The following is a 24,596-nucleotide window of genomic DNA, read 5'->3' as shown; positions in this document are numbered from 1 at the left end:
TTGGGTAAGGCCGCAGGCACCTGGCGGTGTCTCGTGAATATCTAGTCGTGCATCTCGGCGCGGACCTGCTGGCGCAGCACGTCAATCGGCACGGTCTTGCCGTCGCGCTTGAAGCACCAGTATGTCCAGCCGTTGCAGCTTGGCGCGTTTTCCAGATGGGCACCGACCTGATGGATCGACCCTTTGATGTCGTCCCCGATCAGCGTGCCATCGGCCCGCACCTTGGCCTTGTGACGCTTGTTCATGGAATACAGCTCTTCGCCCGGACGCAGCATGCCGCGCTCCACCAACTGGCCAAAGGGCACGCGAGGTTCTGCGCGCTTGGACGCCGACACGGTCAGCGCCTCCTTGTCGAACTTGCGGATCTTGGCAAGGCGGGCCTTGGCCACGGCCCGGTAGTCGGCCTCGCGCTCAATCCCGATGAACTCCCGGCCCAGCATCTTGGCCACGGCGCCGGTCGTGCCGGTGCCAAAGAACGGATCCAACACGACGTCGCCCGGATTGGTCGACCCAACCAGCACACGGTGCAGCAGGCTTTCGGGTTTCTGCGTCGGATGCGCCTTGTCGCCGGCGGCATCCTTCAGCCGCTCATGCCCGGTGCAGATCGGCAGCACCCAATCGGACCGCATCTGAATGCCTTCGTTCAGCGCCTTGAGCGCCTCATAGTTGAACGTGTATTTCGACGTCTCGGACTTGCCAGCCCAGATCATCGTCTCGTGCGCATTGGTAAACCGCTTGCCACGGAAATTTGGCATCGGGTTTGACTTGCGCCACACCACGTCGTTGAGGATCCAGAACCCTTCGTTCTGCAAGGCGGACCCCACGCGGAAGATATTGTGATAGCTGCCAATGACCCAGATCGCGCCGTTTGGCTTAAGCAACCGGCGTGCGGCCTTCAGCCATGCGGTGGTGAACTCATCATAGGCCCGGAACGAGTTGAACTGGTCCCAGTGATCATCAACCGCGTCCACCTTGGAATTGTCCGGCCGGTGCAGTTCACCCTTGAGCTGCAGATTGTACGGCGGATCGGCAAAGATCAGGTCGATCGAATTCGCCGGCAGCGACTGCATGATATCAATGCAATCACCCGCAAGTATTTGGTTCAAGGGAAGCGCCTCAGCGCCCTTTACATGTTTCGTCATCGTCTGCCTCTGTCCCCGGTGCTTTTGCACTCGTTGGTTGATCCCAAGATGAGTCACAGGCGATTCGCGGTCAATTTCTTTTTTGAATCAATCGGTTGAGATTTTTCCTTGATACAAGATATTGTGGACCGGCTTGAACGAGACTCTATGCCATGGGGTCACCCCGAGATTTTCCAGCGCCAACCTGTGGCTTTTTGACGGATATCCCATGTTCGTCTCCCAGCCATAGCCGGGATGCTGTTGCGCCAAATCCACCATGATCCGGTCGCGACATATTTTGGCCACAATTGAGGCCGCCGAAATGCTGACGGAACGCGCATCACCGCGCACCACAGGTGTCGCCGGGATCGCCAGACCCCGCGGCACCTGATTGCCATCCACCAAAACGTGATCCGGCGACACGGCCAGCCCGGCCACCGCCCGCTCCATCGCAACATGCGACGCCCGCAGGATGTTGAGCGCATCAATCTCTGCCACCGACGCATGCGCCACGGACACATCCGCATGCTCCAGAATGGCATCCCAAAGCTGCACCCGCCGTTTCCCGCTCAGCGCCTTGGAATCGTTCAGACCCTCCGGCACATGACGCAGATCCAGCACAACCGCCGCCGCCGTCACCGGCCCGGCCAGCGGACCACGACCCACTTCATCGACGCCGGCAACACGCCCCCCGATTTCCAACTCAAACGAAAGGTCCGGCATCGTCTCTGTTCCCAAAAATCCCCGCCGGAGGCAAAAACGCACTTTCCAGAGGAAAGTGCAAACATCACGTGTCGCCGCACGGCGACCCATTCTGACCGACACATGAAAAAAGAGCGGTGCCCGAACACCGCTCTTTCCCAGTTGGGCCTGCTTCCCTTGTTCAGGGTCAGGCCCCTTCGCCCGCTCTTACCGGCGGGCCAACTGATACCCGTGCCGGTCGAGGCAGCGCGCCGCATATCCCTGACGCCAGCCGCGATCCGTATAGAACTCCCGGTGACACTTGCGCGGCAGGCTATGGACGTGGTCGTAGCTGCGGTGCAGGCAGCGCTGCCCAAAGATCTGGCGGTGTCCCCGATCGGTACGGAAACTGCGCAGACAGTGCTGCGGCAACAATTTGCGCCCCACCCGGGGCGGCACCGGCTTGGGCGGGCGCGGATGCACGATCACACTCTCACGATGCTTCTTGTCCTTGCGCTTGTCGGCAATCACCGCGCCTATCACGGCAAGGCCGAGGATCGCGGCAATAGCCGCAGCCGCCTCATCATCCCCTGCACGCGCCGGTGCTGCGGAAAACCCGGTTATGGCAATCGCGGCGGCGGCAATCGCCGCAATGAACTGTTTCTGAATACGCAAGATCATGAGAGAGGTCCTTTCGGTTGCTTGGGCTGCGACAGCATGTGTTCGCTTGTGCCCTCAACCTGGTCCGCCCCGCTTCAGACAGGCAATAACACCCCCCTGTTATCGGATATCACCGTGCGCAAACCCCTATTGTTATTGAATATCCACGCGCCCCGGCGCAGTTTGGTGACATGACACGCTTCCTCCTCTCCCTCATCATAGCGCTGGCCTGTGCCGGCACGGCCAGCGCGCAATGCTACGCCGATTACAAGGCCAAGATGGACGGCCCACTGCGGCTCCATTATGGCGTTGCCCAGATCAACGGCTCCTGCAACGCGGGCTCCGCCCAAAATGAACTCGGGCCCCGGCTTGCCGCCCAAGGCTGGACCCTCCTGCAAGTCCAGTCCGTTTTCGGCCCCGAAGGCCTCGATCAAAGGAAAAACAGTGCCGGACAATATTTCCTCCGCTTCTGACATCCGGCGCACGGGCGGACGACTGGTTGCCATCGGCATCGGCAGTATCCTCGCCCTTCTGATCGCCGCGGCCCTTATCCTCTTTCTGACATTGCCCGACAGCCGCGCCTTCGACGCACGGGTCGAAGCCATGTTCATCGAAAACGCGGATCTGACGGGGCAGGCTGAAATCAAACTGCTGGAAATCCTGGCCCAGTCCGGCACCGCCTTTGCCGACACATTGGCCAGCTACCGCCTCGTGATCTTCGTCCTGCTGGTCTTTGCCACCGGCATGATGATCGCAGCCCTCGTCTTTCTGATCCTGCTCGTCGGCTTCAACCGCCGCATGGCCCAGATCGAACGCGCGGGCATTCAGGTCAACTCGCTCCTGATCAGCCGCGAGGAAAACACCGTCTATCTCAACAACCTCGGCTTCAAGCTGACCGACGCCGCCATGGAAACCATGTCCATCCTGGCCGAGGCCCGCATGGATGACGACGTTCTGTCCGGGTCGGAAATCGAGGGGATGATCTCGGGCCGATCCGCCGCCGATTGCGAAGAAGCCGCGGGCGCCACACGCATCAAACGCCTGCGCGACACCCTGGGCAACCAGATCGTCAGCGAACTTCTGGTCAAGAATATTGCCCGCCGCGGCTACATGCTCGCCGTGGAAAAGGACGTGATCAAAGTCCTCTGACCTTCTTCTGGCGAAAAATACCACCGCCGGAGGCACACCCATCCGGCGGAGCCGGATGTATGAAATCGTGTGGCGCGCATGCGCCTCAATTCAACACTGGCCCCGGGCGCAAAGCGGCGTATGGTGCGCAAAAGTTCAAAGGAGACCGCGCATGCCCGCCCCCACCAATCCGTTCAAAGCTGCCATTACGTCGGGCCGTACTGTCATTGGATGCTGGTTGTCACTCGGTGATCCGCTGGCCACGGAAATCGCAGGCACAGCCGGGTTCGACTGGCTGCTGATCGACGGCGAACACACGCCCTACGACATCTCGCGGATGCGCATGCAGCTGATGGCGCTCGAAGCCTCTGACAGCCACGCTGCCGTGCGCGTACCCGTGGGTGAGACATGGATTATCAAGCAGGTGCTTGATGCGGGCGCGCAAACCGTCCTCGTGCCAATGGTCGAAACCGCGGAACAAGCCCGCCAACTGGTGGATGCCGTTCGCTATCCCCCCACCGGCGCACGCGGCGTCGGCTACTCCGGCGCGCGGTGCAGCCGGTTTGGCGCGATCACCGATTACGGCCCCACCGCCGATGATCAGATCTGCCTGTTGATCCAGGTCGAAAACCGTGCTGGCATCGAAAATCTCGACGCCATTCTCGCGGTGGACGGCATCGACGGGGTGTTCATCGGGCCCGCGGACCTGTCGGCCGACATGGGCCATATGGGCCAACTCACCCATCCCGACGTCCAGGCCACGATCAAGGACGCGTTCAAACGGATCGAAGCCGCAGGCAAGGCGCCCGGCGTTCTCGCGACCACTCCGGAATTCACGCAGGACGTTCTGGATTGGGGCGCGCGGTTTGTCGCCACCGGGCTTGACCTCCTGATCCTCGCGCGCGCGCTCCGCGAATTGTCGGCCAAATGGAAAGACGCCGCCACCTGACCCGGCAAAACCGCGCGCAACACGCAAGGTTTGGGTGAAAAACGACGGAACTGTTGCTATCTTGCGTGCAACGATCAGAGCAGCAAAGGACGACCCACGTGCGCGCCTTCGATCCCCAACTGGCCGAGATCCGCTTTGGCTACGGTCTGTCGCCTGAGGTAACGCCACCAGACAGCGTGGACGCCATGCTGGACGCGTTGCGCACCCCGGATGCAATGGCCGACACGTTCCCGGTCGAACCGTTCGAGACATTTCGCCTGCGCATGATCGAAGTCGCAAAGGCCGCCAAGATCAGGCGCCAGAACCGTGGCACGCCCAAGGCCGAGGCCGCCAAAAAGCAGCGCAACCTGCTCAACGCGGCGGCCCGCAGGGACGGGTTGCGGTGGGCGGGTCATCTCCTGTTGCGCCGCGTCTGGTCGCCGCATGCGTTCCGCGAACGCCTCACCGCGTTCTGGGCCGATCACTTTACCGCCCATGGCAAGGCGGGCGTCATCCGCCGCGCCACATCACCCTATATCGAAGAAGCAATCCGCCCCCACATTGCGGGCCGGTTCGAAGACATGCTCCAGGATGCGGTCACCCACCCGCTCATGCTGCACTACCTTGATCAGGCCCAATCCATGGGCCCCGCCAGCGAACGTGCCAAACGCAAGCGCAAGGGGCTCAACGAAAACCTCGCGCGCGAAGTTCTGGAACTGCACACGCTCGGCGTGAACGGCCCCTATACCCAAACGGACGTGCGCGAACTGGCCGAACTTTTTACCGGCCTGTCCTTTGAACCCTATGATGGCTTTGTGTTCCGCGCCGATTTTGTCGAACCCGGAAGCGAGACGGTGCTGGGCCAGACCTACGCCGATGCCGCGGACATCGCGCCCATCCGTGCCGTTCTGTCCGACCTTGCGAAACATCCCGCGACCGCGGCCCATCTGGCCCGCAAACTGGCCGTGCACTTTGTATCCGACACGCCGGAACCGAGCCTGGTTCAAGCGCTCGAGGCCGCTTACCGCGATACGGATGGCGACCTCATGGCGCTGTACACCGTGTTGCTGGATCATCCATTGGCATGGGCGCCTGAACTGCGCAACATGAAGCCGCCGCAGGATTTCATGTCTTCCAGCCTGCGCAGCCTCGCCGTGCCGGAGCGCCTGCTGATGCGGTTCAACGAACGCAAGATGCGCAACGTCCTCGCCCGCCCGCTGACCGAGATGGGACAACAATGGGAACGGCCCATCGGGCCGGATGGCTGGCCCGAAGAGGATGCGCACTGGATCACACCGCAGGGTCTGGCGGGGCGGGTTGCCTGGGCGATGGATGCGCCCGAATACATCCTGCGCGTCCTGCCGGATCCGCGCAGATTTGTCGAAACGGCGTTGGGCACGCGGGCGGATGAGGCGGTCCGCTTTGCGGCCGCTGCTGCAGAAAGCAGGTCCGAGGCCATTGGCCTGGTCCTGATGTCGCCCGCGTTTCAACGCCGATAGGAGACCGTAGATGACCCATTTGCTCTCGCGCCGCGACTTTCTCCGCCGCACCGGTTTCGTCGGCTGTTCCATTGCGGCCAGCCCCCTGATCACCCCGGTGACCTTTGCCGCGACCCCGTCAGAGGCGCGATTGGTCGTGATCATCCTGCGCGGCGGTATGGACGGGCTCGACGTGGTGCGTCCCTATGGCGATCCTGCGCTGCGCGACCTGCGCCCCGGCTTGGGCGGTGGGCCGGATAACGGCGCGCATGACCTTGACGGGTTTTACGCATTGCACCCCGCACTCGGTGCGCTGATGCCGATGTGGAAAAAGGGCGAGCTGGGATTCGTGCAGGCCGTTTCGACGCCCTACCGCGACAAGCGCAGCCATTTTGACGGACAGGACATGCTGGAGGCGGGCACCGCATCGCTGGCCGGTGTGCGGGACGGGTGGTTGAACCGCATGTTGCAAACGGTGCCCGGTGTCACGGCGCAGACCGCATATGCCATCGGCCGCAGCGACATGCGCCTGTTGCAGGGTCAGGCCCAGGTCGCAAACTGGTCACCCGAGGCAGAGCTGGGCATGAGCCCGCAGGCACAGCAATTGATGGATCTTGTCACGGAAAGCGATCCGGTCCTGCATGCCACGTGGCAGGAGGCGCAGCTGCTTGCCTCGCTTGAAGAGGCCGAGGCCGAGGCAAATGGCAAAAAGCGCAAGGGCGCGCATGTGCGCATCGCCGAGTTCGCCGCCGAACGCCTGCGGGAAGAGGCGCGCATTGCCGCGTTTTCCCTCAACGGCTGGGACACACACAAGCGTCAGGATCGCGCGTTGCCGCGCGCCCTGGATCAGCTGTCAGAGACGTTGATCACGCTGCGCAAGCGTTTGGGTGGGGACACCTGGGGCAAGACGTCCGTCATTGCCATGACCGAATTTGGCCGGACGGCGCGTGAGAATGGCACGCGGGGCACTGATCACGGCACAGGGGGGATGATGATCCTCGCGGGTGGCGCGGTGCAGGGAGGGCGGGTGCATGGCGATTGGCCGGGGCTCGGGTCAGGCGATCTGTACCAGAACCGCGATCTGATGCCGACGCGCGACGTGCGCGCCCATGCGGCCTGGGTCATGCGGGGCATGATGGGCCTTGACCGTGCGCAGCTGGAAAGCGTGGTCTTTCCCGGCCTCGACATGGGTGATGATCCGCAGCTGTTGCGCTAGCACACGGTGCGCGTGTGCCTGCCTGTGCATCGGGCGGGTGCGGGCACAAAAGCCGCTTGGCCTTGGGCGGTTCTCCGCCTAACGTCCTGTCATGACGGCTGTTTACACGCTCAACCATGCGCCCGTGCCTGACTGGACGCCGCCCCCGCGCCCCGATCCGTCGGCGGCATTGGTCGGGCGTTATGTTCGGCTGGAACCACTGGAGGCGCAGAAGCATGCGGCATTACTGTTTCGCGCGTATGTGGGGCACGATGCGGTCTGGGATTACCTGCCTTACGGCCCGTTTTCGTCCGCATCGCAATATCATCGGTGGGTGCGCGAGGCGGAAGGCGATACCGCTTTGCAGTTCTATGCGATCCTGAACGTCGCAAGCGGCGCATATGAAGGTGTCGCAAGCTATCTCCGGATCCAGCCGGAGGCCGGCAGCATCGAGGTGGGGCACATCAATTTCAGTCCAGCGCTACAACGCACGCGTGCGGCCACCGAGGCGATTTACCTCATGATGTCATGGGCGTTTGAGGCCGGATATCGCCGTTTCGAATGGAAATGCGACGCGTTGAACACGGGGTCCCGGCGGGCAGCGCAACGGTTCGGGTTCAGCTTTGAAGGCGTGTTCCGTCAAGCCACTGTGGTCAAGGGGCGCAACCGGGACACGGCGTGGTTTGCGGCGATTGACGCAGAGTGGCCCGCGTTGAAGGAGGCTTTTGGCGCGTGGTTGAGCCCGTCGAACTTCGACGCCAGCGGGCAACAGCATGAACGCCTCGCAGACCTGACCCAGCTGGTCAGAGTATCCAGCGACCCGAGCCTGTCCCGGTAGCCCGCCGCTTTCCCGCGATCCAAATGGGCCGCACGCGACGCGCGCCCTGCGTCAAATGGCGACCCGTTCCGACAACCGCTCTTGAACCAGCCCGGCAATCCGCGCAATTTCCGACGCCGCCCCATCGCCCCGCGCCCGTTTTGCCGCCAGCGCCTCCGCTGCCATGACAAGGTCGCGGTCTTCGGCGCTGCGTGCCACGCCGGTGACGAACTGCGCCACGTAATCGGCGGTCCGCGCATCAGCCACTTCTTCCAGCATGTCAGCGACGTGGGCCATGTCATCGCGATAGGCGATGGGATCGGGTTGCACATCCTCAACCGGCAGAACCCGCGGCCCTGCCGGGCGCCGGTCCGCGGGGAGATGCGACAGGATCGCCTCCTGGAACACCGCAAGGGACGTCACGGGTTTCGGCAGAAACCCATCCGCCCCGGCACCCAGGGCACGCATTTCCGCGCCCGTGTCCCCGGAACTGCCCAGAACGACATCGGGCCGGTGCTGCCCCTCGACAAGATCCTGGATAAGGTCAGCGCCGTTGCCATCGGGCAGGCCAAGATCAATGATGGCAACGCTGGGGCGGTAGACCTGCAAATGACGGCGTGCGGCACGCATAGTATCGGCGCGACGAATGCGCGCGCCACTGCGCAGACACAAAAGCCGCAGCGCCTCACAGGCATAGCGGCTGTCTTCGATCACAAGGACCGTCAGCCCCAACAGGGGGCGCAGGGCGCTTGGCGCGGGGTAGTTGAGCTTGAACGGGTCGTCGCTGTCCATTTCGTCCTCCATCACGGGTGCGACTCAATCGTTAAGCACACCTGCCTAACAGGCGGTTAACGCCTGCACTTGCAGCCGTCTTGCCCCGTGGCCATAAGGCCCTAACCTTGGATCCAAAGGAGCCTGACCATGATCGGACGTCTGAACCATGTGGCCATCGCCGTGCCCGACCTCGAAGCGGCGGCAGAGCAATATCGCAGCGCGTTGGGCGCCAATGTCGGCGCGCCGCAGGACGAACCGGATCACGGCGTCACGGTCATCTTTATCGAGCTGCCGAACACAAAGATCGAGCTGCTGTACCCCCTGGGTGATAACAGCCCGATCAATGGCTTTCTCGAGAAAAACCCGTCCGGCGGCATCCACCACGTGTGTTACGAAGTGGACGACATCATTGCGGCACGCGACCATCTCAAGGCCAGCGGACTGCGCGTTCTGGGCGATGGTGAGCCAAAGATCGGGGCCCACGGCAAACCGGTTCTGTTCCTGCATCCCAAGGATATGAACGGCACCCTGACCGAGCTTGAGCAAGTCTGATGGGCATCACTTCGGCGCTTGTCTTGTATGCGGTGATCTGGTGGATGTGTTTCCTGATCGCGCTGCCGATCAAGGTCCAGACCCAGGGCGACCTGAATGATATCGTGCCAGGCACCCATGCGGGCGCACCGGAGCATCATCACACCAAGCGCAAGGCGTGGATCGTCACGTGGGTTGCGCTGGTGATCTGGGCGATCACGGCGGGCATCATCCTGTCCGGCTGGATTTCGCTGAGCGACCTCAGCTTTCTCGACCTGACACCGGACGACCCGCAGTAAGCTGATGATAAATATGGGTGAATGTGGCTGCACCCAGGATTGGAATGATCAGGTTTAACAAGGGGATGGTCAGCGGGATCGCCATCAGCGTGCCTGCAATCCAGATGGTCCCGGAATGGGCGCGCCGCAGCACCTTGGCCTCGGCCCGTCCCACCCGACGCATCGCCACAAGCGTGAAATATTCACGGCCCAGCAGGAACCCGTTCACCGCCCAAAAGATGAACACGGCCCCAAAGGGCAGAAAGACATAGAGGATCAGGGCAACGAGGTTTGCCGCGATCAGCACGCCGAGAAAATTCACCGTATCCACGAGGCCATCGCCGAATTTCGTCCCCGGCGCAGGCGGCAGATGGGCATAGTGCCGATCCTCGACCGCGCCGGCCACATCGTCGAGGAACATGGAGGTGATCACGGACGCGACCGGGATCATCAGGAACATCGACAGCACCAGAAACACAAAGAACGACGCCCATGTCAGCACGTCGTCCAGCCATGTGATCGTGCCGATCCAGGGCACATCGACGCTGTCCGCCGCAAGCCATCCCACCAGCCAGACAAAGCCGGATGTCGCCGCAACCAGCAGCGCAATGGTGAGCGCCAGACCGATCAGGACAACCCGGCGAAACCGTGGATCGCCCAGCTGTCCCAGGGCGCTGAAAAAGGCCGTCAGGATCATGCGTCGACCCATATTGTAATGGCACCCAGATCGGGACGGGGACGGTCCGGCGGGGCGCTCGTTTCGGTGGCGATATGGATAAAGCCAGCGACGCGTTCATGCGGCGCAAGGTCCAGCGCCTCTTCGCAAAACGCGCGGTCGTGACTGACCCAACCGCTAAGCCAATTGGCGCCCCACCCTGCCGCAAGCGCTGCATTGAGAAGCGCGAGGCAGACAGCACCCGCGGAGTAAGTCATTTCAATCGCTGGGATTTTTTCGGACGGCTTCTGCACTTCGATCACCGCAACGGCGAGGTGCCCCTGATCAAACTGGGCCCGCGCCTTGGTGATATCCTCGGGCGTTTTGCCCAACACCCGTGCCCGCTTTTCCGCAATTTCCGCAAGGCGCGGCATCGCGCCCGCCTCCAGCACGACAAAACGCCACGGCTCCAGTTTGCCATGATCCGGCGTGCGCGCAGCGGCGGTCAAAAGTGGCTCCAACGCGGCGCGGTTGGGGGCGGGTGCCTGCAATGTCTTGGCCGGGCGGGAGCGACGGCTGAGCAGGAAATCAAGGGTTTCCGGGGACGGGGTGGGCATATGTTACGCCTTTTTACATATCATGCGTCCCATGTCGGTTCATGGGTCGCAAAGATCAAGGGGTTGGCAGGTCAAGAAGACCCGCCATGCGGTCAATCTCACCGATCAGAAACGCATCGAGCCGCGCCCCCGGTTGTCGGGATTGCAGGGCGCGCGCCATCGGGTCGGGGGCGGTGATCTGGCTGCCGGACAGGGCCTCGAGCGTCGCATGACCGCAGAACGGTACATACACCTCGGAATAGCCGCCCTCGTGGCTCAGCACGAGCCTACCATCGCAGATGCGTTCCGCCAAGGCTTTGATCTTCAACGTCATTTCGCGGAACGTCTCGGCTGTGGCGAGCATCCGGGCCAGCGGGTCAATCGCGGCGGCATCAAACCCGCAGGCGACAATGATCAGGTCGGGTTTGAACGCCTCGATGGCCGGGACTGCAACCCGATCGATGGCGTGCAAATAGGCGGTGTGACCGGCCCCCGCGGGGAGCGGCAGGTTGAGGTTCGCCCCCTGCCCCGCGCCGATGCCACGATCCTCTAACCCTCCGGTTTCCAAGGGATAATTCCCCTCCTGATGGAAGGAGAGCGTGAGGACATCCGGGCGGTCGTAAAAGATCGCTTCGGTCCCGTTGCCATGGTGCACATCCCAGTCGAGAACGGCCACCCGCAGGTCGGGACGCGTGGCGCGCGCGGCCTCGATCGCGACAGCGATGTTCGCCATCAGGCAGAACCCCATGGGCGTCGCCGCCTCGCAGTGATGACCGGGCGGGCGGCTGAGGGCATAGGCGTTTTCGTGGGTGCCGGACACCACCGCCTCGACCGCGGCGGTGGTGAGGCCCGCGGACAGGGCGGCAATCTCGTACCCGCCCGTGGCAAAGGGTGCATGATGGCCGATTTCACCACCGCCTTCATCGGACATCGCCTTGAAATTGTTCAGATATTCAACAGGATGCACGCGCAAGAGTTGCTCTTGCGATGCGGGATTGGCAGAGGTGATGGCGAGGTCGCGGGACAGGCCCGTGACATCCATCAGGTTCTTCAACCGCCGCTTTGTCTCGGGGCTTTCGGGCAGGCCACCGGCGGCCAAGGGCTGCACCAGCCCGCCCAGCGGAACGGTGAAGGCATAGTTCCCGCCCGCGTGCCACATGGTCCGTTCATCCCAGAAAAATCCGGTGCTCATCTGCGCCTCCTTCTTTGGGTCGCACGGTGGCGGATTTCGGCGCGGGGCGCAACGCGCGGTGCGGTTTTGCGGACGATCGCGCCAGACCCCGGTTAACGCCATAAAAACATGAGGTCCGGGCGATCACAGGGCGTACACGCCCCGTGCACAGCTCGTGCACAGCCGATGCACCGATGGGCCGGTTAACAGGGCGTACGGGGCCAAATGTTACCAAAGGGTTAGCGTCCCTCGGCCAGCAGCGCCTCGACGTCGAGGGGATCGTTCACCATTGCAAGCGCTCCGCCTCCGTCGCGGGGCCAATCCTTGGGTGCGCGGTCGCGGTACAGTTCGATGCCATTGCCATCGGGATCACGGATATAGACCGCCTCTGACACGCCGTGATCGGCGGCCCCGTCCAGTGGCGTGCCATGGTCCAGCACGCGGCCCAGGGCCGCGCCGAGCGAGGCGCGGTCCGGAAAGAGAAACGCAACGTGGTAGAGGCCCGCCGCCCGCACCGGCGCAGGCCCCGCACCATCCGAGTGCCACGTGTTCAGACCGATATCGTGGTGATAGTCGCCGGCGGACAAAAACGCCGCCTTGTCCCCGTAGCGCTGTGTCAGGGCAAAGCCGAGGACATCGCTGTAGAACCGGATCGACCGTTCGAGATCGGTGACCTTGAGATGGATGTGGCCGACCCGTGTGTCGGCGGGAACGCGTGCAGACATGAGTGTTCTCCTTTGGTCATCAGGTAAGGCCGTGCGCCACGCAGCGTGAAGGGGTGTCCGCGCACAACAACCGTGCGGAGGTGTTGGCGAGGGATGCAGAGGGCTTGATGGATCGGTGGAGATGCCGATAAGTTATCTGAATGCCCATGACCTTTGAACAGCTGCGCACATTTCTCTGGGTTGCCCGGCTGGGCGGGTTCCGCAAGGCGTCCGACCGGCTGCACCTGTCGCAGCCTGCCGTGTCCACGCGGATCGCCAACCTTGAGGAACAGCTGGAGGCGAAGCTGTTTGAGCGGGGGCCGGGGGAATTGGTCCTGACGAAAAAGGGGCAGCAGTTGCTGGGCTATGCCGAACAGATGCTGTTTGTCGAAGAAGAGATCAAGCAGAGGGTCGCGAACCCGGCAGAGACCGAAGGCCTGTTTCGCATCGGTGCGTCGGAGACCATCGCGCAGGCGTGGCTGCCTGCGTTCATTCAGGCGTTCAGTGCGCAGTTTCCGCGGGTGAATGTCGATCTGACGGTGGATATCTCTCTGAACCTGCGCACGTCCATCCTCGAACGGCGGCTGGATCTGGCGTTTCTGATGGGGCCGGTGTCCGAGTATTCGGTCAAGAACGTGCCCCTGCCGCAATTCGATCTGCATTGGTACAAGTCCAGCCAGATGGGCGCGGTTGACCTGTCGGAGGTGCCGGTCATCTCTTACTCCAGCCAGACGCGCCCGTACCGGGAATTGACGTCGGAATTGGCCCAGCGCGTGGGGCCCAAATCGCGGGTGTTTTCGTCGGCGTCCCTGTCGGCGAGCCTGCGGATGATTGCGGCGGGAATCGCCGTTGGGCCGTATCCGCGTGTTCTGGCAACGCCGCATCTGGCGGCGCAGGAGGTCGAGGAGTTTGATCCCGGCTTTGTCCCGCCGCCTTTGCAGTTCACGGCGTCCTACCTGGCAGAACCGCGCAGCTTTCTCGTTGAAAACAGTGCGGAAATTGCGCGGGACGTCGCCACGAAGTGGCATGCGGCACATCCCGGATAGCATTCAAATTTTCTATCACAGCAGATAAAAAATGATAATTTGAGTGAATTTCCGCCCTGTGTGAAGGTTCTCAAGACCGCTTACAGGATGGGGATTTGTCAGTGCATGCAGGACCGGAAACCAACGCGCAGCGTCTGTCCAGCGTGCAGATCAGGCAGCGCATCCGAACGGGCGCACATGACACGCACACCGCCGGTCTGGCGCCCGGCATGCTGCAATGCAACCTCGCGATCCTGCCGGAACAGCATGCGCTGGACTTTCTGCGGTTTTGCCAACGCAATCCCAAACCCTGCCCCGTGGTTGGCGTCAGTGAGACGGGGGATCCGATGCTGCGCACGCTGGGGCGGGACATCGACATCCGCAGCGACGTGCCCCGCTACCGCGTGTTTCGGGACGGCGCATTCAGCGAGGAGCGGACGGATATTGCAGGCCTGTGGGCCGATGATCTGGTGACCGTCGCGCTTGGCTGTTCGTTTACGTTCGAGAACGCGTTGATGCGGGCGGGCATTCCGGTGCGCCATATCGAAATGGGGCGGAATGTGCCGATGTTCCGCACCAGTATCGACCTTGTCCCTGCCGGGCCGTTTGGCGGTCAGATGGTGGTGACGATGCGCCCGCTGCGCGCCGATCAGATCGACGACGCCCGTACCATCAGCGCGCGGTATCCACAGGCCCATGGCGGCCCGATTGCGGTGGGTGATCCGGCGGCCATTGGCATCACGGACCTGAACCGCCCCGATTACGGCGACCCGGTGGAGATCGCCCCGGATGAGGTTCCGGTGTTCTGGGCGTGTGGCGTGACCCCACAAAACGTACTGCGCGCGGCACGGCTGCCTGTGTGCATCACCCATGCGCCAGGACACATGCTGATCACCGATGTCGCCGAAGACGCAGAGACCACGATTTACCAGGAAACGACCCAACAAGGAGTGAACACATGAAACGCATTTTGAGCCTGATGGCCACGACGACGGCGCTGGCCGCGCCCGCGCTGGCCGAAGACCTGTCGGTGGTGGGCAGCTGGTCCAGCCTGCCGCTGCACAAGCAGTACGAGGCGCCGTTCTGGACCGAGACACTGCCCGCGGCAGGGGATTTCAACGTCGAGCTGACAACGCACAACCAGATGGGCCTTGGCCTGTCGGAGATTTATCCGCTGCTGGGTCAGGGCGTGTATGACGTGGCGATGACGGTGGCGGATTATGCCGTGGGTGACGCGCCGGAGCTTGAAGGGCTCGATGTGCCTTTGCTGGCGCTGACGGCGGAGGAGGCGCGCGCGATGGTCGATGCGGCCCGCCCGATGGTGTCCGACATCTACCGCGCGCGGTTCAATGCCGAAGTTCTCGCCATCGCCCCCTATCCGCCGCAGGTCGTGTTCTGCAACGCGGAGATCAACAGCTTTTCTGACCTTGAGGGCCTCAAGATCCGCGCCTCCGGTCGGATGACCGCGCTGTTCCTCGAAGGGCTGGGGGCCGAGGGCGTGAACGTGTCCTTTTCCGAAGTGCCGGGCGCGTTGCAGAACGGTGTGGTCGATTGTGCCGTGACCGGTGCCGGGTCGGGCTATTCCGCGGGCTGGTGGGAGGTGTCCACACACCTGCTGCCCATCCCCTTGGGCGGTTGGGACCACGTTGTTACGGCGATGAACGCGGACAAGTGGGACAGCATGAGTGCGGACGCCCAAGCCCTGCTGCGTGCCGAGATCGCGTCCGGCTTTGAAGAGCCCGCATGGGCCAGCGCGCAGGACGCATTGGTCAATGACATTGCCTGCCTGACCGGCAATGGCGACTGCCCCGCGGGCGAGGCGCGCGACATGACGCTGGTTGCGATTTCGGACGCGGATTTCGAGAGTGCGCGCAGCCTGCTGATCAGCGAAGTGCTGCCCGATTGGGCGGAGCGTGCGGGCGGCGATTGGGCCGCGCGGTGGAACGCGTCCGTGGGGCAGGTTGTCGGTGTAACAATCGAATAAGCGAACGCAGGACCAAAGGGGCAAAGCATGGAACTGAGGGTGATCGATACCCTGCGCAGGCTGAACCGCACGATTGCGATCATCGTGGGGGTGGGTCTTTTGGGGATGGCGGCGTTTGTCGTCGCGGATATCGCCTTGCGTCAGGTCCATGCCTCATTTGGCGGCACCGAAGAGCTGGCGGGCTATGCCATGGCGTTGGTCAGTTCCTGGGGGATGGCCTATGCGCTGCTGGAGCTGGGGCATATCCGCATCGACCTGTTGCGGTCCCGCACCACCGGCACGCTGCGCGCGCTCTTTGACGTGTTTTCCATGGTCGTGATGTCGGGCGTGGTGGTCACCATCGCAATCAAGTGCTGGCCAGTGGTCGAGCGTGCGATCGAAAACGGGAGCCGCGCCAACACACCGCTCGCCACACCGCTGGCGTGGGTGCAGGTGCCGTGGTTTGCCGGGTGGGTGTGGTTCGCGGTGATGTCCTGCCTTGTCACGCTCGCCGCGATCAGCCTGCTGCTACGTGGTCGGACCGCCGAGACCGAAGCCATCATCGGAGCATTTGCAGAACAGGACAGCCTGAAATGATCACCTATGTCTCCGCTGGCCTTCTGGCGCTGCTGGCCCTGTCGATCCCCGTGGGCATCGTGCTGTTCCTGCTGGGGTTCGGGGTGGATCAGTTCTTTTCCAGCTTCCCGCTCAGCCGCGCGCTTGGCAACATGGTGTGGTCGTCGTCAAGCTCGGCCACATTGATCGCGATCCCGTTCTTTGTCCTGCTGGGTGAGGTGCTGGTGCGGTCGGGCGTGGCCACCCGCACATATGCAGCTCTTGACCGCTGGGTCAGCTGGATGCCCGGCGGGCTGGTCCATGCCAACGTGGCAACGGCCACGATGTTTTCGGCCACGTCCGGGTCGTCCGTGGCCACGGCTGCGACGGTCGCCACCGTGGCGATGCCGCAGGCGGAAAAGCTTGGCTATGACCCCAAGCTGTTCTCCGGGGCCATCGCCGCCGGGGGTACGCTGGGCATCATGATCCCGCCGTCGATCAACCTGATTGTCTATGGCTTTCTCACCCAATCCTCGATCCCGCAGCTGTTTCTGGCCGGTCTGGTGCCCGGGCTTGGCCTTGCGCTGGCGTTCATCGCGGTTACGGCCATCATCTGTACGATCCGGCCCGAATTGGGCGGAAACCGCCGGGTGTTTCCGTTCATCCAGATGGCGCGGGCGCTGGTGGACCTTGTGCCCATCCTGATCCTCTTCGCGCTCATTGTCGGCTCCATCTATCGCGGGTGGGCCACCCCGACAGAAGCTGCCGCCGTGGGCGTGGCGGGTGCACTTTTGATCGCGGTTGCCTTTGGCGGGGTGAACTGGACCATGATGCGCGACAGCCTGCTTGGCACGATCAAGGTCACATCCATGATCATGCTGATCATCATCGGCGCATCGTTTTTGAATTTTACCCTGTCTTCCGCCGGGTTGGGCCGCGAATTGACCGCCTTTCTCGAGGGGCTGGGCCTGTCGCCGCTTGGGTTCATCCTTGTCGTGGTCGTGATCTACATCGTGCTCGGCTTTTTCATCGAAACGCTGTCGCTGATGGTGGTGACGATACCGATCATCGTGCCGATGGTGCTGGCGCAGGGCTATGATGTGATCTGGTTCGGCATCCTGATGATTGTGCTGATCGAGATGGCGTTGATCACGCCGCCTGTTGGCCTGAACCTCTATGTCGTGCAGGGGGCGCGCAAATCCGGCAGCCTGAACGAGGTGATGCTGGGCGCGCTGCCCTACTGCCTTGTGATGCTGGCCATGGCCTTTGCGCTGATCGCTGTTCCCGGCATAGCACTCTGGCTGCCCGGCGCACTCGAATAACGCGACTGTTCCCGAATTTGACGATGAAAGACTGCGGCCCCATGGTCCGCAAACAAAGGAGACTTGTGTGATGTGGCAATTCTGGGTGGATCGTGGCGGCACGTTTACCGACATCGTGGCGAAGTCGCCAACGGGCACGCTGAGCACGCACAAGCTGCTGTCGGAGAACCCCGAGATCTACCGCGATGCCGCCGTCCACGGGATCAGGACCGTGCTGGGCCTGGCCGAGGGCGCGCCGGTGCCGGAGGGTCTGATCGACGCGGTCAAGATGGGGACAACCGTGGCCACGAACGCGCTGCTGGAGCGCAAGGGTGAGCGGACGGCGTTGTTCATCACCCAAGGGATGAAGGACCTGTTGCGGATCGGATACCAGAACCGTCCGCGCCTGTTTGATCTGAACATCGCGCTGCCCGAGCTGCTCTATGACGCGGTGTTCGAAGTGGCGGGACGGCTGGATGCGAAAGGTAGGGTTATCGCACCGCTGGACACGGATGCGGCCCATGCCGCGCTCGTGGCGGCCTATGATGCGGGGTTCCGGTCGGTGGCGATCGCTCTCATGCACAGTTTTCGGTTCCCGGAGCATGAACGGCAACTGGGCGCGATGGCACGGGAGATCGGGTTTGATCAGATATCGCTCAGCCACGCGGTTAGCCCGTTGATCAAGCTGGTGGGCCGTGGGGATACGGCGGTGGTGGACGCGTACCTGTCGCCGATCCTGCGCCGTTACGTGGATCAGGTGGCGGGCGCGCTTGGCGCGGGGTCCGGTGGCACGCGGCTGATGTTCATGCAGTCGAATGGCGGGCTGACGGATGCGCAGTTGTTCCACGGGCGGGATGCGATCCTGTCGGGGCCCGCGGGTGGGGTTGTGGGCATGGTGCAATCCGCCGGTGCGCTAGGCTATGACCGGTTGATCGGGTTCGACATGGGCGGGACATCGACAGATGTGTGCCACTATGCCGGGGCGTTCGAGCGATCGTTCGAGACGGAAGTGGCGGGCGTGCGGATGCGCGCGCCGATGATGTCGATCCACACGGTTGCGGCGGGTGGCGGGTCCATCCTGTCCTATCGCGATGGCCGGATGCAGGTTGGTCCCGAAAGCGCGGGCGCGAACCCCGGCCCTGCCGCCTACCGCCGGGGTGGGCCGCTGACGGTGACGGATTGCAACGTCCTTCTGGGCAAGCTGAACCCCGATCACTTTCCCCATGTCTTTGGACCGGGCGGGGATGCCCCGCTGGATAAGGACGCGGTCCGGGCCAAGTTCGAAGCCCTAGCGGCGGAAATCGGGACCGACAAATCACCCGCTGACCTTGCCGAAGGGTTCCTGCGCATTGCGGTGGAGAACATGGCCAATGCGATCAAGAAGATCAGCGTGCAGCGCGGCTATGACGTCACGCAATACACGATGAACTGTTTCGGGGGGGCGGGCGGGCAGCATGCGTGTCTGGTGGCAGATGCCCTCGGGATGGAGCGGATATTCATCCATCCGTTTGCGGGGGTGCTGTCGGCCTTTGGCATGGGGCTGGCCGATGTGCGCGCGATGCGTGAGCAGCAGTTTGAAAGGCCGTTGGGTGATGCGGACGCCACGGCGGCGCTGGACGCGATGGCGCGGGACGCGGCGGATGAGGTGCAGACGCAGGGGATTGATCCGGCCGACATCGCGATCATGCGCCGGGCGCAGATCCGCCCCCGCGACGCACAGCAAAGCCTCGAGGTGCCGTTTGGTACGGCGCAGGACATGCAGGCCGCTTTTGTCGCCGCGCACCGCCAACGCTTTGGCTTTGCGCCGGACACGCGGGATCTGATCATGGATGTGCTGGTGGTGGAGGCGATCGGGCGCACCGGTGAGGATGTGAGCCTTCCGGATCCGCAGGGCGCGCCGGCGACCGGCCTGACCGTGCCGGTCTGTTTCGAAGGCACGTGGCGGGACGTGCCGCTTGTGGACCGCGCGACCCTGGGCGTGGGCCAAGTGCTGGACGGGCCTGCGATCCTGACCGAACCGACGGGAACCAACGTGGTTGAGCCGGGCTGGCGCGCGACCAGTGTCCGTGGCGGGAACCTGATCCTCGAGCGCACCGTACCGCTTGCCCGGTCCGAGGCCATCGGCACCTCTGTCGATCCGGTGATGCTGGAGGTGTTCAACAACCTCTTCATGTCCATCGCCGAACAGATGGGGGCGACGCTGGCCAACACGGCCTATTCTGTGAATATCAAGGAGCGGCTGGATTTCTCCTGCGCGATTTTCGATGCACACGGTGATCTGGTGGCCAATGCGCCACATGTGCCGGTGCATCTGGGGTCGATGTCGGAAAGCGTGCGCACCGTGCTGCGCACCAATGCCGGGCGGATCCGCCCCGGCGACGTGTTCATGATGAACAACCCCTATAACGGCGGCACGCACCTGCCCGATGTGACGGTGATCACACCGGTGTTCGATGCGGACGGGCGCGACATCCTCTATACCGTGGCGTCGCGCGGGCATCATGCGGATATCGGGGGCAAGACGCCCGGATCCGCCCCGCCCGACAGCCGCACCATCGCGGATGAGGGCGTGGTGATCGACAATTTCCTGCTGGTCGCAGAAGGACAGCTGCGCGATGCGGAAACCCGCGCCTTGCTGGCCTCCGGCCCCTACCCCTGCCGCAATGTCGATCAGAACATGGCCGACCTTGCCGCGCAGATTGCCGCCAACGCGACCGGCGTGGCCGAGTTACAAAAGATCACGGCCCAGTTCGGGGTGCCCACGGTCCATGCCTATATGGGGCATGTGCAGGACAACGCCGAGGAAAGCGTGCGCCGGGTTCTCGACGTTCTGAAGGACGGCACCTTCCGCTATGCCATGGATGATGGTGCGCGGATCGACGTGGCGGTCCGGGTGGACAAGGCCGACCGCTCCGCCACCATCGACTTTACCGGCACCTCGCCGCAAAGCCCGCTGAACTACAACGCGCCGCTGGCGATCTGTCGGGCGGTGGTGCTCTATGTGTTCCGCACGCTGGTGGGTCGCGACATCCCGATGAACGAAGGCTGCCTCAAACCGCTCAACCTGATTGTGCCGGAAGGGTCGATGATCAACCCCGTCGCCCCGGCCGCCGTGATCTCTGGCAATACGGAGGTGAGCCAGTCCATTGCCGATGCGCTTTATGGTGCGCTTGGGGTGATCGCAGGCAGTCAGGGGACCATGAACAACTTTGTCTACGGCAACGACGTGCACCAGAATTACGAGACGATTTGCGGTGGCACGGGTGCGGGTGACGGGTTCGATGGGACAAGTGCGGTGCACAGCCACATGACCAACACCCGCATGACCGATCCCGAAGTGCTGGAGACACGGTTTCCGGTGCGCGTGGACACATTCGCCATCCGCGAAGGGTCCGGTGGCGCGGGGCGGTATCAGGGCGGCGATGGCATCCTGCGCCGCCTGACCTTCAACGAGACGATGACCGTCACCACGCTCAGCTCGCACCGGATCGTGCCGCCGCACGGGGCGCAGGGCGGGTCGCCGGGTGCTGTGGGCGAAAACAGTGTCGCGCGTGCGGACGGCACCACCGAACGGCTGGGCGGCAATGATCAGGTCACGCTCAACCCCGGCGATGCGTTTGTGATGAAAACGCCCGGCGGCGGCGGGTACGGGCGGGCGTGATCAGCTGCCCACCATCCCCACAATCTCGTAGGTCTTTTTCAGGATGGGCGCGGTGATCTCCCGCGCCTGTTCCGCGCCATGGGCGAGGATGCGGTCGATCTCGGTCACGTCATCCATCAGCCGCGCCATCTCGCTTGAAATCGGGGCCAGTTTTTCCACCGCCAATTCCGCAAGGGCCGGTTTGAACTGCCCGAACTGCGCGCCGCCATGGTCGGCGAGCACCTGATCCACGCTGATCTCGGCCAGTGCGGCATAGATGTTGACGAGGTTGCGCGCCTCGGGCCGGTCGTCGAGGCCCTTGGCCTCGGACGGGAGGGCGTCGGGATCGGTTTTGGCCTTGCGGATTTTCTTGGCGATGGTGTCGGCGTCGTCGGTCATGTTGATGCGGGAGGCGTCGGAGGGGTCGGATTTCGACATCTTCTTGCCCCCGTCACGCAGGGACATCACACGGGTCGCCGCCCCTTCGATCACCGGTTCGGTGATCGGAAAGAAGTCGACGCCATAGTCGTGGTTGAACTTGGTTGCGATGTCGCGTGTCAGCTCAAGGTGCTGTTTCTGGTCATCGCCCACAGGCACGTGTGTGGCGTGGTAGATCAGGATGTCTGCGGCCATCAGCGCCGGATAGGCGAACAGGCCCAACGATGAGGCTTCGGCGTTTTTGCCCGCCTTGTCCTTGAACTGGGTCATCCGCTGCATCCAGCCCATGCGGGCGACGCAGTTGAAGATCCAGGCCAGTTGCGCGTGTTCGGGCACCTGGGACTGGTTGATCAGGATGGATTTTTCTGGGCTGATGCCCGAGGCGATGAACCCCGCGGCCAGCTCGCGCGTGTTGTGGCGCAGCGTGGCGGGATCCAGGAACTTGGCCGTGATCGCGTGCAGGTCGACCATGCAATAGATCGTCTCGAACGCCTCGTCCTGCATTGACACGAACCGCTTGATCGCGCCGAGGTAGTTGCCCAGCGTCAAACCGCCCGACGGCTGAATGCCCGAGAACACGCGGGGTGTGAATTGGCTGTCTGACATGGGCTTCCCTCTGGCTTGCCTCTGGGCAAATCTGCCCGGGTGCAGTACCCATGCAGGCCGAAACCGTCAAGCAGGCCAGCCTCTCATGAGTGACAACCCCGATCCCAGCCCGTTCAACGCCCTGCCGCCGCAGGTGTGGTTCCTGTTTGCGGCCATCGCGCTGCCGGAGCTGGCGTTTTCGCTGGGCGAGGCGGGGATGGTTGGCGGTCCGCAGGCCATTGGCTGGCGGTTGGAGGCGCTGAACACCTATGCCTTTTCCGGGCAGGCGTTCGATTTCATGGTCCAGAACGGCATCATCCTGTGGGACCATATGCTGCGGTTCGTGACCTATCCGTTTGTGAGCGGGTCGTTCACCTCGACCCTGATCGGCGGCGTGATCGTGCTCGCCATGGGCAAGCTGGTGGGCGAGGCGTTGGGCGGATGGGCCGTCTGGCTGCTGTTTCTGCTGTGCAGCATCATCGGGGCGCTGGTGATGGGTTTGCTCACCTCGCAAAGCTGGCTGGCGGGGCCGTATCCGGGGGGCTACGGCCTGATCGGGGCGTTCACGTTTCTGTACTGGCAAAAGCAGGTGGCGACCGGTGGGCCGCAAACCCAGGCGTTCCTGTTGATCGGTGTGCTGATGGGCTTGCAGCTGGTCTTTGCGGCGCTGTCCGGGCTGGCGGGGCAAACCGCCAGCTATCGCTGGGTGGCGGAGTTGAGCGGTGCGGCGGCGGGGTTCGGCCTTGTGGCGTTCGTGGTGCCGGGGGGCATGGCGCGCCTGCTTGCGGCGCTGCGGCAACGCCGGTGATCAGCGCCGCACGGACCGTTTGAGGTCCGACAGGGGCAACCCGCCAAGAACGTGCGCCGCCCCGAAATAGCTGGCTGCGCCCAACACGATGAGCGCCAGGAGCGCGGCATAGCGGATGTAGTCGGTGCCGAGTGCGGGTTGCAGCGTGACCGACAGCGCCCACAGGACCACGCCCATGATGACCGCAGCCAGCGCAATGCGCGGCAGGCGGCGGCGATACCGCGCATCGACGCGCACCGTATCGCCCATGCCGCGCAGCCCCAGATACAGCAGCCCCAGCATGGCCCATCCGGCAAGCGTCGCGGCGATGGCGGGGGCAATCCAGCCGATGACCGGGGCAAGCCCGATCGCCACGCCAGCATTCACCACCATTGCCACCAGCGCATAGTGGAACGGGCGGCGCGTGTCGCCGCGGGCAAAATACTGCGGCTGCAACACTTTTTGCAGCACAAAGGCGGGCAGGCCGAGGCCATAGATGGACACGGCCACGGCGATGGACGCCGCATCATCGGCCCCCGTCGCGCCCCGTTCAAACAGGACCGACACCAGCGGCAGCGGGATCACCATCAGCGCCACGGCAGCCGGCAATGTAAGCGCCATGGAAAATTCGGATGCGCGGGAATAAGCGCTCTGCGCGCCGTCAGTATCACCGGCGGTCAGACGGCGCGTGAGATCGGGCAGCAGGACGATACCCACGGCAATGCCCACCACCCCCAGCGGCAGTTGATAGAGGCGGTCAGCGGCAAAAAGCCAGCTGACCGCGTTGTCATACTGGCTGGCCACCAACTGGCCCACGACGAGGTTGATCTGCATCACTCCGGTGGCCAGTGCCGCCGGGATTGCGGTGCGCACCAATTGACCCATTTCGGGTGTCCAGCGCGGCAGGCGCGGACGCAGCGCAAATCCTGCCCGTGCCGCAGCCCCCCAGGTGAGCGCCAGTTGCGCGGCCCCGGCCACCGGGATTGTCCACACAAGCCACGTGATGACGGCTCCGCCCGTCGACCACGCGACGGCCATCGCCGTGATGACAAAGACATTGAGCAACACGGGCGCAGCCGCCGCCGCGGCAAAGCGGCCCGTGGCGTTCAGCACACCTGAAAACAGCGCCGACAGGGACATGAAGAAGATATAGGGAAAGACGATGCGCCCAAAGCCCACCGTGAGGTCGAACCGTTCCGCCTCGAACCCGCCGGCGGTGGCCCAGACCAGCGCGGGCATGAACACCATCGCCAGCCCCGTCAGCGCAAGCGTGATCAGCGCCAGCCCGGCCAGCGCATCGCGGCCAAAGGTCGTTGCATCGCCCTCTCCTTCGAGGCGGGCGGAGAACATGGGCACAAAGGCCGCGTTGAACGCCCCTTCGGCAAAGAAGCGGCGGAACATGTTGGGCAGCCGGAAGGCCGCGACAAAGGCGTCCATCAACGGCCCCGGACCGATCAGCGACAGGATCATGATCTCGCGCACAAAGCCGAGCACGCGGCTGGCCAGCGTCCAGAATCCGACGGTCAGAAAGCCAGAAAGAAGGCGGATCGGTCTCATGAAACCGGCGTAGCGGTTGCGGCCCCGG

General features: G+C 63.5%; 25 protein-coding genes. 15 read left to right on the top strand and 10 right to left on the bottom strand.

What is annotated here, in order from left to right:
• Positions 1-41: 41 nt before the first annotated feature.
• The 3 genes from ACERHN_RS11730 to ACERHN_RS11720 all read right to left on the bottom strand — a co-directional run bounded on the left by ACERHN_RS11730 (position 42) and on the right by ACERHN_RS11720 (position 2,483).
• Positions 42-1,142, bottom strand: a complete 1,101-nt coding sequence (locus ACERHN_RS11730; protein ID WP_415919210.1) for a site-specific DNA-methyltransferase — start codon at positions 1,140-1,142, stop codon at positions 42-44.
• Positions 1,143-1,229: 87 nt separating this feature from the next.
• Positions 1,230-1,844, bottom strand: coding sequence for a ribonuclease HII (locus tag ACERHN_RS11725; protein WP_415919209.1), 615 nt, complete (start codon positions 1,842-1,844; stop codon positions 1,230-1,232).
• A gap of 186 nt (positions 1,845-2,030) precedes the next feature.
• Positions 2,031-2,483 carry a hypothetical protein gene (locus tag ACERHN_RS11720; protein ID WP_415919208.1) on the bottom strand — a complete coding sequence of 151 codons (453 nt, stop codon included), beginning with the start codon at positions 2,481-2,483 and terminating at the stop codon, positions 2,031-2,033.
• A 170-nt stretch (positions 2,484-2,653) separates the two neighbouring features.
• Between ACERHN_RS11720 and ACERHN_RS11715 the strand changes: the two genes are divergently transcribed.
• The 6 genes from ACERHN_RS11715 (at position 2,654) to ACERHN_RS11690 (ending at position 8,029) form a co-directional block, all read left to right on the top strand.
• Positions 2,654-2,935, top strand: a complete 282-nt coding sequence (locus ACERHN_RS11715) for a hypothetical protein (protein ID WP_415919207.1) — start codon at positions 2,654-2,656, stop codon at positions 2,933-2,935.
• A 1-nt stretch (position 2,936) separates the two neighbouring features.
• Positions 2,937-3,611 carry a winged helix-turn-helix domain-containing protein gene (locus tag ACERHN_RS11710; protein ID WP_415922730.1) on the top strand — a complete coding sequence of 225 codons (675 nt, stop codon included), beginning with the start codon at positions 2,937-2,939 and terminating at the stop codon, positions 3,609-3,611.
• 151 nt (positions 3,612-3,762) lie between these two features.
• Positions 3,763-4,539, top strand: a complete 777-nt coding sequence (locus ACERHN_RS11705; protein WP_415919206.1) for an HpcH/HpaI aldolase family protein — start codon at positions 3,763-3,765, stop codon at positions 4,537-4,539.
• Positions 4,540-4,637: 98 nt separating this feature from the next.
• On the top strand, positions 4,638-6,017 hold the full coding sequence (locus tag ACERHN_RS11700; RefSeq protein ID WP_415919205.1) for a DUF1800 domain-containing protein: 1,380 nt from the start codon (positions 4,638-4,640) through the stop codon (positions 6,015-6,017).
• Between the two features lie 10 nt (positions 6,018-6,027).
• The gene (locus ACERHN_RS11695; RefSeq protein WP_415919204.1) at positions 6,028-7,212 is read left to right on the top strand and encodes a DUF1501 domain-containing protein; all 1,185 of its coding nucleotides are present in this window, start codon (positions 6,028-6,030) and stop codon (positions 7,210-7,212) included.
• Between the two features lie 91 nt (positions 7,213-7,303).
• Complete coding sequence (locus ACERHN_RS11690; protein WP_415919203.1) at positions 7,304-8,029, top strand: GNAT family N-acetyltransferase; 726 nt, start codon at positions 7,304-7,306, stop codon at positions 8,027-8,029.
• A 51-nt stretch (positions 8,030-8,080) separates the two neighbouring features.
• Here the strand turns inward: ACERHN_RS11690 and ACERHN_RS11685 are convergent, their stop codons facing one another.
• A complete protein-coding gene (locus ACERHN_RS11685) occupies positions 8,081-8,800 on the bottom strand; it encodes a response regulator (RefSeq protein ID WP_415919202.1) in 720 nt (239 codons plus the stop codon).
• Positions 8,801-8,929: 129 nt separating this feature from the next.
• On the opposite strand from ACERHN_RS11685, the gene mce reads away from it, so the two are divergent.
• A complete protein-coding gene (gene mce / locus ACERHN_RS11680) occupies positions 8,930-9,334 on the top strand; it encodes a methylmalonyl-CoA epimerase (protein ID WP_415919201.1) in 405 nt (134 codons plus the stop codon).
• Positions 9,334-9,612 carry a DUF1467 family protein gene (locus ACERHN_RS11675; protein ID WP_415919200.1) on the top strand — a complete coding sequence of 93 codons (279 nt, stop codon included), beginning with the start codon at positions 9,334-9,336 and terminating at the stop codon, positions 9,610-9,612. Before mce ends, ACERHN_RS11675 begins: the two co-directional genes overlap by 1 nt.
• Here ACERHN_RS11675 and ACERHN_RS11670 read toward each other — a convergent pair.
• The 4 genes from ACERHN_RS11670 to ACERHN_RS11655 form a co-directional block, all read right to left on the bottom strand.
• Entirely contained in the window at positions 9,575-10,288 is a 714-nt protein-coding gene (locus ACERHN_RS11670; protein WP_415919199.1) for an EI24 domain-containing protein, read from the bottom strand. The genes ACERHN_RS11675 and ACERHN_RS11670 overlap by 38 nt on opposite strands.
• Positions 10,285-10,863 carry a nitroreductase family protein gene (locus tag ACERHN_RS11665; protein ID WP_415919198.1) on the bottom strand — a complete coding sequence of 193 codons (579 nt, stop codon included), beginning with the start codon at positions 10,861-10,863 and terminating at the stop codon, positions 10,285-10,287. The genes ACERHN_RS11670 and ACERHN_RS11665 overlap by 4 nt, the downstream gene beginning before the upstream one ends.
• Positions 10,864-10,918: 55 nt before the next feature.
• A complete protein-coding gene (locus tag ACERHN_RS11660) occupies positions 10,919-12,034 on the bottom strand; it encodes a class II histone deacetylase (RefSeq protein WP_415919197.1) in 1,116 nt (371 codons plus the stop codon).
• 218 nt (positions 12,035-12,252) lie between these two features.
• Positions 12,253-12,738, bottom strand: coding sequence for a VOC family protein (locus tag ACERHN_RS11655; RefSeq protein WP_415919196.1), 486 nt, complete (start codon positions 12,736-12,738; stop codon positions 12,253-12,255).
• Positions 12,739-12,884: 146 nt separating this feature from the next.
• Between ACERHN_RS11655 and ACERHN_RS11650 the strand changes: the two genes are divergently transcribed.
• From ACERHN_RS11650 to ACERHN_RS11625, 6 genes are all read left to right on the top strand, one after another.
• Positions 12,885-13,763: a LysR family transcriptional regulator gene (locus ACERHN_RS11650; RefSeq protein ID WP_415922729.1), complete on the top strand. Its 879-nt coding sequence runs from the start codon at positions 12,885-12,887 to the stop codon at positions 13,761-13,763.
• A gap of 95 nt (positions 13,764-13,858) precedes the next feature.
• Complete coding sequence (locus ACERHN_RS11645) at positions 13,859-14,704, top strand: putative hydro-lyase (protein WP_415919195.1); 846 nt, start codon at positions 13,859-13,861, stop codon at positions 14,702-14,704.
• On the top strand, positions 14,701-15,726 hold the full coding sequence (locus tag ACERHN_RS11640; RefSeq protein ID WP_415919194.1) for a TRAP transporter substrate-binding protein: 1,026 nt from the start codon (positions 14,701-14,703) through the stop codon (positions 15,724-15,726). Before ACERHN_RS11645 ends, ACERHN_RS11640 begins: the two co-directional genes overlap by 4 nt.
• A gap of 27 nt (positions 15,727-15,753) precedes the next feature.
• Positions 15,754-16,302, top strand: a complete 549-nt coding sequence (locus ACERHN_RS11635) for a TRAP transporter small permease subunit (RefSeq protein ID WP_415919193.1) — start codon at positions 15,754-15,756, stop codon at positions 16,300-16,302.
• Positions 16,299-17,582, top strand: a complete 1,284-nt coding sequence (locus tag ACERHN_RS11630) for a TRAP transporter large permease (protein WP_415919192.1) — start codon at positions 16,299-16,301, stop codon at positions 17,580-17,582. The genes ACERHN_RS11635 and ACERHN_RS11630 overlap by 4 nt, the downstream gene beginning before the upstream one ends.
• A 70-nt stretch (positions 17,583-17,652) precedes the next feature.
• Positions 17,653-21,222, top strand: coding sequence for a hydantoinase B/oxoprolinase family protein (locus ACERHN_RS11625; protein WP_415919191.1), 3,570 nt, complete (start codon positions 17,653-17,655; stop codon positions 21,220-21,222).
• Here ACERHN_RS11625 and trpS read toward each other — a convergent pair whose 3' ends face one another.
• Positions 21,223-22,245 carry a tryptophan--tRNA ligase gene (trpS, locus tag ACERHN_RS11620; protein WP_415919190.1) on the bottom strand — a complete coding sequence of 341 codons (1,023 nt, stop codon included), beginning with the start codon at positions 22,243-22,245 and terminating at the stop codon, positions 21,223-21,225. It abuts the gene before it with no gap.
• A gap of 85 nt (positions 22,246-22,330) precedes the next feature.
• Here trpS and ACERHN_RS11615 point away from each other — a divergent pair, with 85 nt between their 5' ends.
• Complete coding sequence (locus ACERHN_RS11615; protein WP_415919189.1) at positions 22,331-23,032, top strand: rhomboid family intramembrane serine protease; 702 nt, start codon at positions 22,331-22,333, stop codon at positions 23,030-23,032.
• Here the strand turns inward: ACERHN_RS11615 and murJ are convergent, their stop codons facing one another.
• Positions 23,033-24,568: a murein biosynthesis integral membrane protein MurJ gene (gene murJ, locus ACERHN_RS11610; RefSeq protein WP_415919188.1), complete on the bottom strand. Its 1,536-nt coding sequence runs from the start codon at positions 24,566-24,568 to the stop codon at positions 23,033-23,035. It lies immediately after the preceding gene.
• Between the last annotated feature and the right edge of the window lie 28 nt (positions 24,569-24,596).

This window comes from Tateyamaria rhodophyticola, from assembly GCF_047777875.1.
Taxonomy (GTDB): Bacteria; Pseudomonadota; Alphaproteobacteria; order Rhodobacterales; family Rhodobacteraceae; genus Tateyamaria.
The sequence above is the reverse complement of the archived record's forward strand: the minus strand, read 5'-3'. Positions and strand labels throughout refer to the sequence as shown.

Coding starts and splice junctions, on each gene's coding strand:
- ACERHN_RS11730 (WP_415919210.1), bottom strand. CDS start 1,142: ATGACGAAACATGTAAAGGGCGCTGAGGCGCTTCCCTTGAACCAAATA.
- ACERHN_RS11725 (WP_415919209.1), bottom strand. CDS start 1,844: ATGCCGGACCTTTCGTTTGAGTTGGAAATCGGGGGGCGTGTTGCCGGC.
- ACERHN_RS11720 (WP_415919208.1), bottom strand. CDS start 2,483: ATGATCTTGCGTATTCAGAAACAGTTCATTGCGGCGATTGCCGCCGCC.
- ACERHN_RS11715 (WP_415919207.1), top strand. CDS start 2,654: ATGACACGCTTCCTCCTCTCCCTCATCATAGCGCTGGCCTGTGCCGGC.
- ACERHN_RS11705 (WP_415919206.1), top strand. CDS start 3,763: ATGCCCGCCCCCACCAATCCGTTCAAAGCTGCCATTACGTCGGGCCGT.
- ACERHN_RS11695 (WP_415919204.1), top strand. CDS start 6,028: ATGACCCATTTGCTCTCGCGCCGCGACTTTCTCCGCCGCACCGGTTTC.
- ACERHN_RS11690 (WP_415919203.1), top strand. CDS start 7,304: ATGACGGCTGTTTACACGCTCAACCATGCGCCCGTGCCTGACTGGACG.
- ACERHN_RS11685 (WP_415919202.1), bottom strand. CDS start 8,800: ATGGACAGCGACGACCCGTTCAAGCTCAACTACCCCGCGCCAAGCGCC.
- mce (WP_415919201.1), top strand. CDS start 8,930: ATGATCGGACGTCTGAACCATGTGGCCATCGCCGTGCCCGACCTCGAA.
- ACERHN_RS11675 (WP_415919200.1), top strand. CDS start 9,334: ATGGGCATCACTTCGGCGCTTGTCTTGTATGCGGTGATCTGGTGGATG.
- ACERHN_RS11670 (WP_415919199.1), bottom strand. CDS start 10,288: ATGATCCTGACGGCCTTTTTCAGCGCCCTGGGACAGCTGGGCGATCCA.
- ACERHN_RS11665 (WP_415919198.1), bottom strand. CDS start 10,863: ATGCCCACCCCGTCCCCGGAAACCCTTGATTTCCTGCTCAGCCGTCGC.
- ACERHN_RS11660 (WP_415919197.1), bottom strand. CDS start 12,034: ATGAGCACCGGATTTTTCTGGGATGAACGGACCATGTGGCACGCGGGC.
- ACERHN_RS11655 (WP_415919196.1), bottom strand. CDS start 12,738: ATGTCTGCACGCGTTCCCGCCGACACACGGGTCGGCCACATCCATCTC.
- ACERHN_RS11650 (WP_415922729.1), top strand. CDS start 12,885: ATGACCTTTGAACAGCTGCGCACATTTCTCTGGGTTGCCCGGCTGGGC.
- ACERHN_RS11640 (WP_415919194.1), top strand. CDS start 14,701: ATGAAACGCATTTTGAGCCTGATGGCCACGACGACGGCGCTGGCCGCG.
- ACERHN_RS11635 (WP_415919193.1), top strand. CDS start 15,754: ATGGAACTGAGGGTGATCGATACCCTGCGCAGGCTGAACCGCACGATT.
- ACERHN_RS11630 (WP_415919192.1), top strand. CDS start 16,299: ATGATCACCTATGTCTCCGCTGGCCTTCTGGCGCTGCTGGCCCTGTCG.
- ACERHN_RS11625 (WP_415919191.1), top strand. CDS start 17,653: ATGTGGCAATTCTGGGTGGATCGTGGCGGCACGTTTACCGACATCGTG.
- trpS (WP_415919190.1), bottom strand. CDS start 22,245: ATGTCAGACAGCCAATTCACACCCCGCGTGTTCTCGGGCATTCAGCCG.
- ACERHN_RS11615 (WP_415919189.1), top strand. CDS start 22,331: ATGAGTGACAACCCCGATCCCAGCCCGTTCAACGCCCTGCCGCCGCAG.
- murJ (WP_415919188.1), bottom strand. CDS start 24,568: ATGAGACCGATCCGCCTTCTTTCTGGCTTTCTGACCGTCGGATTCTGG.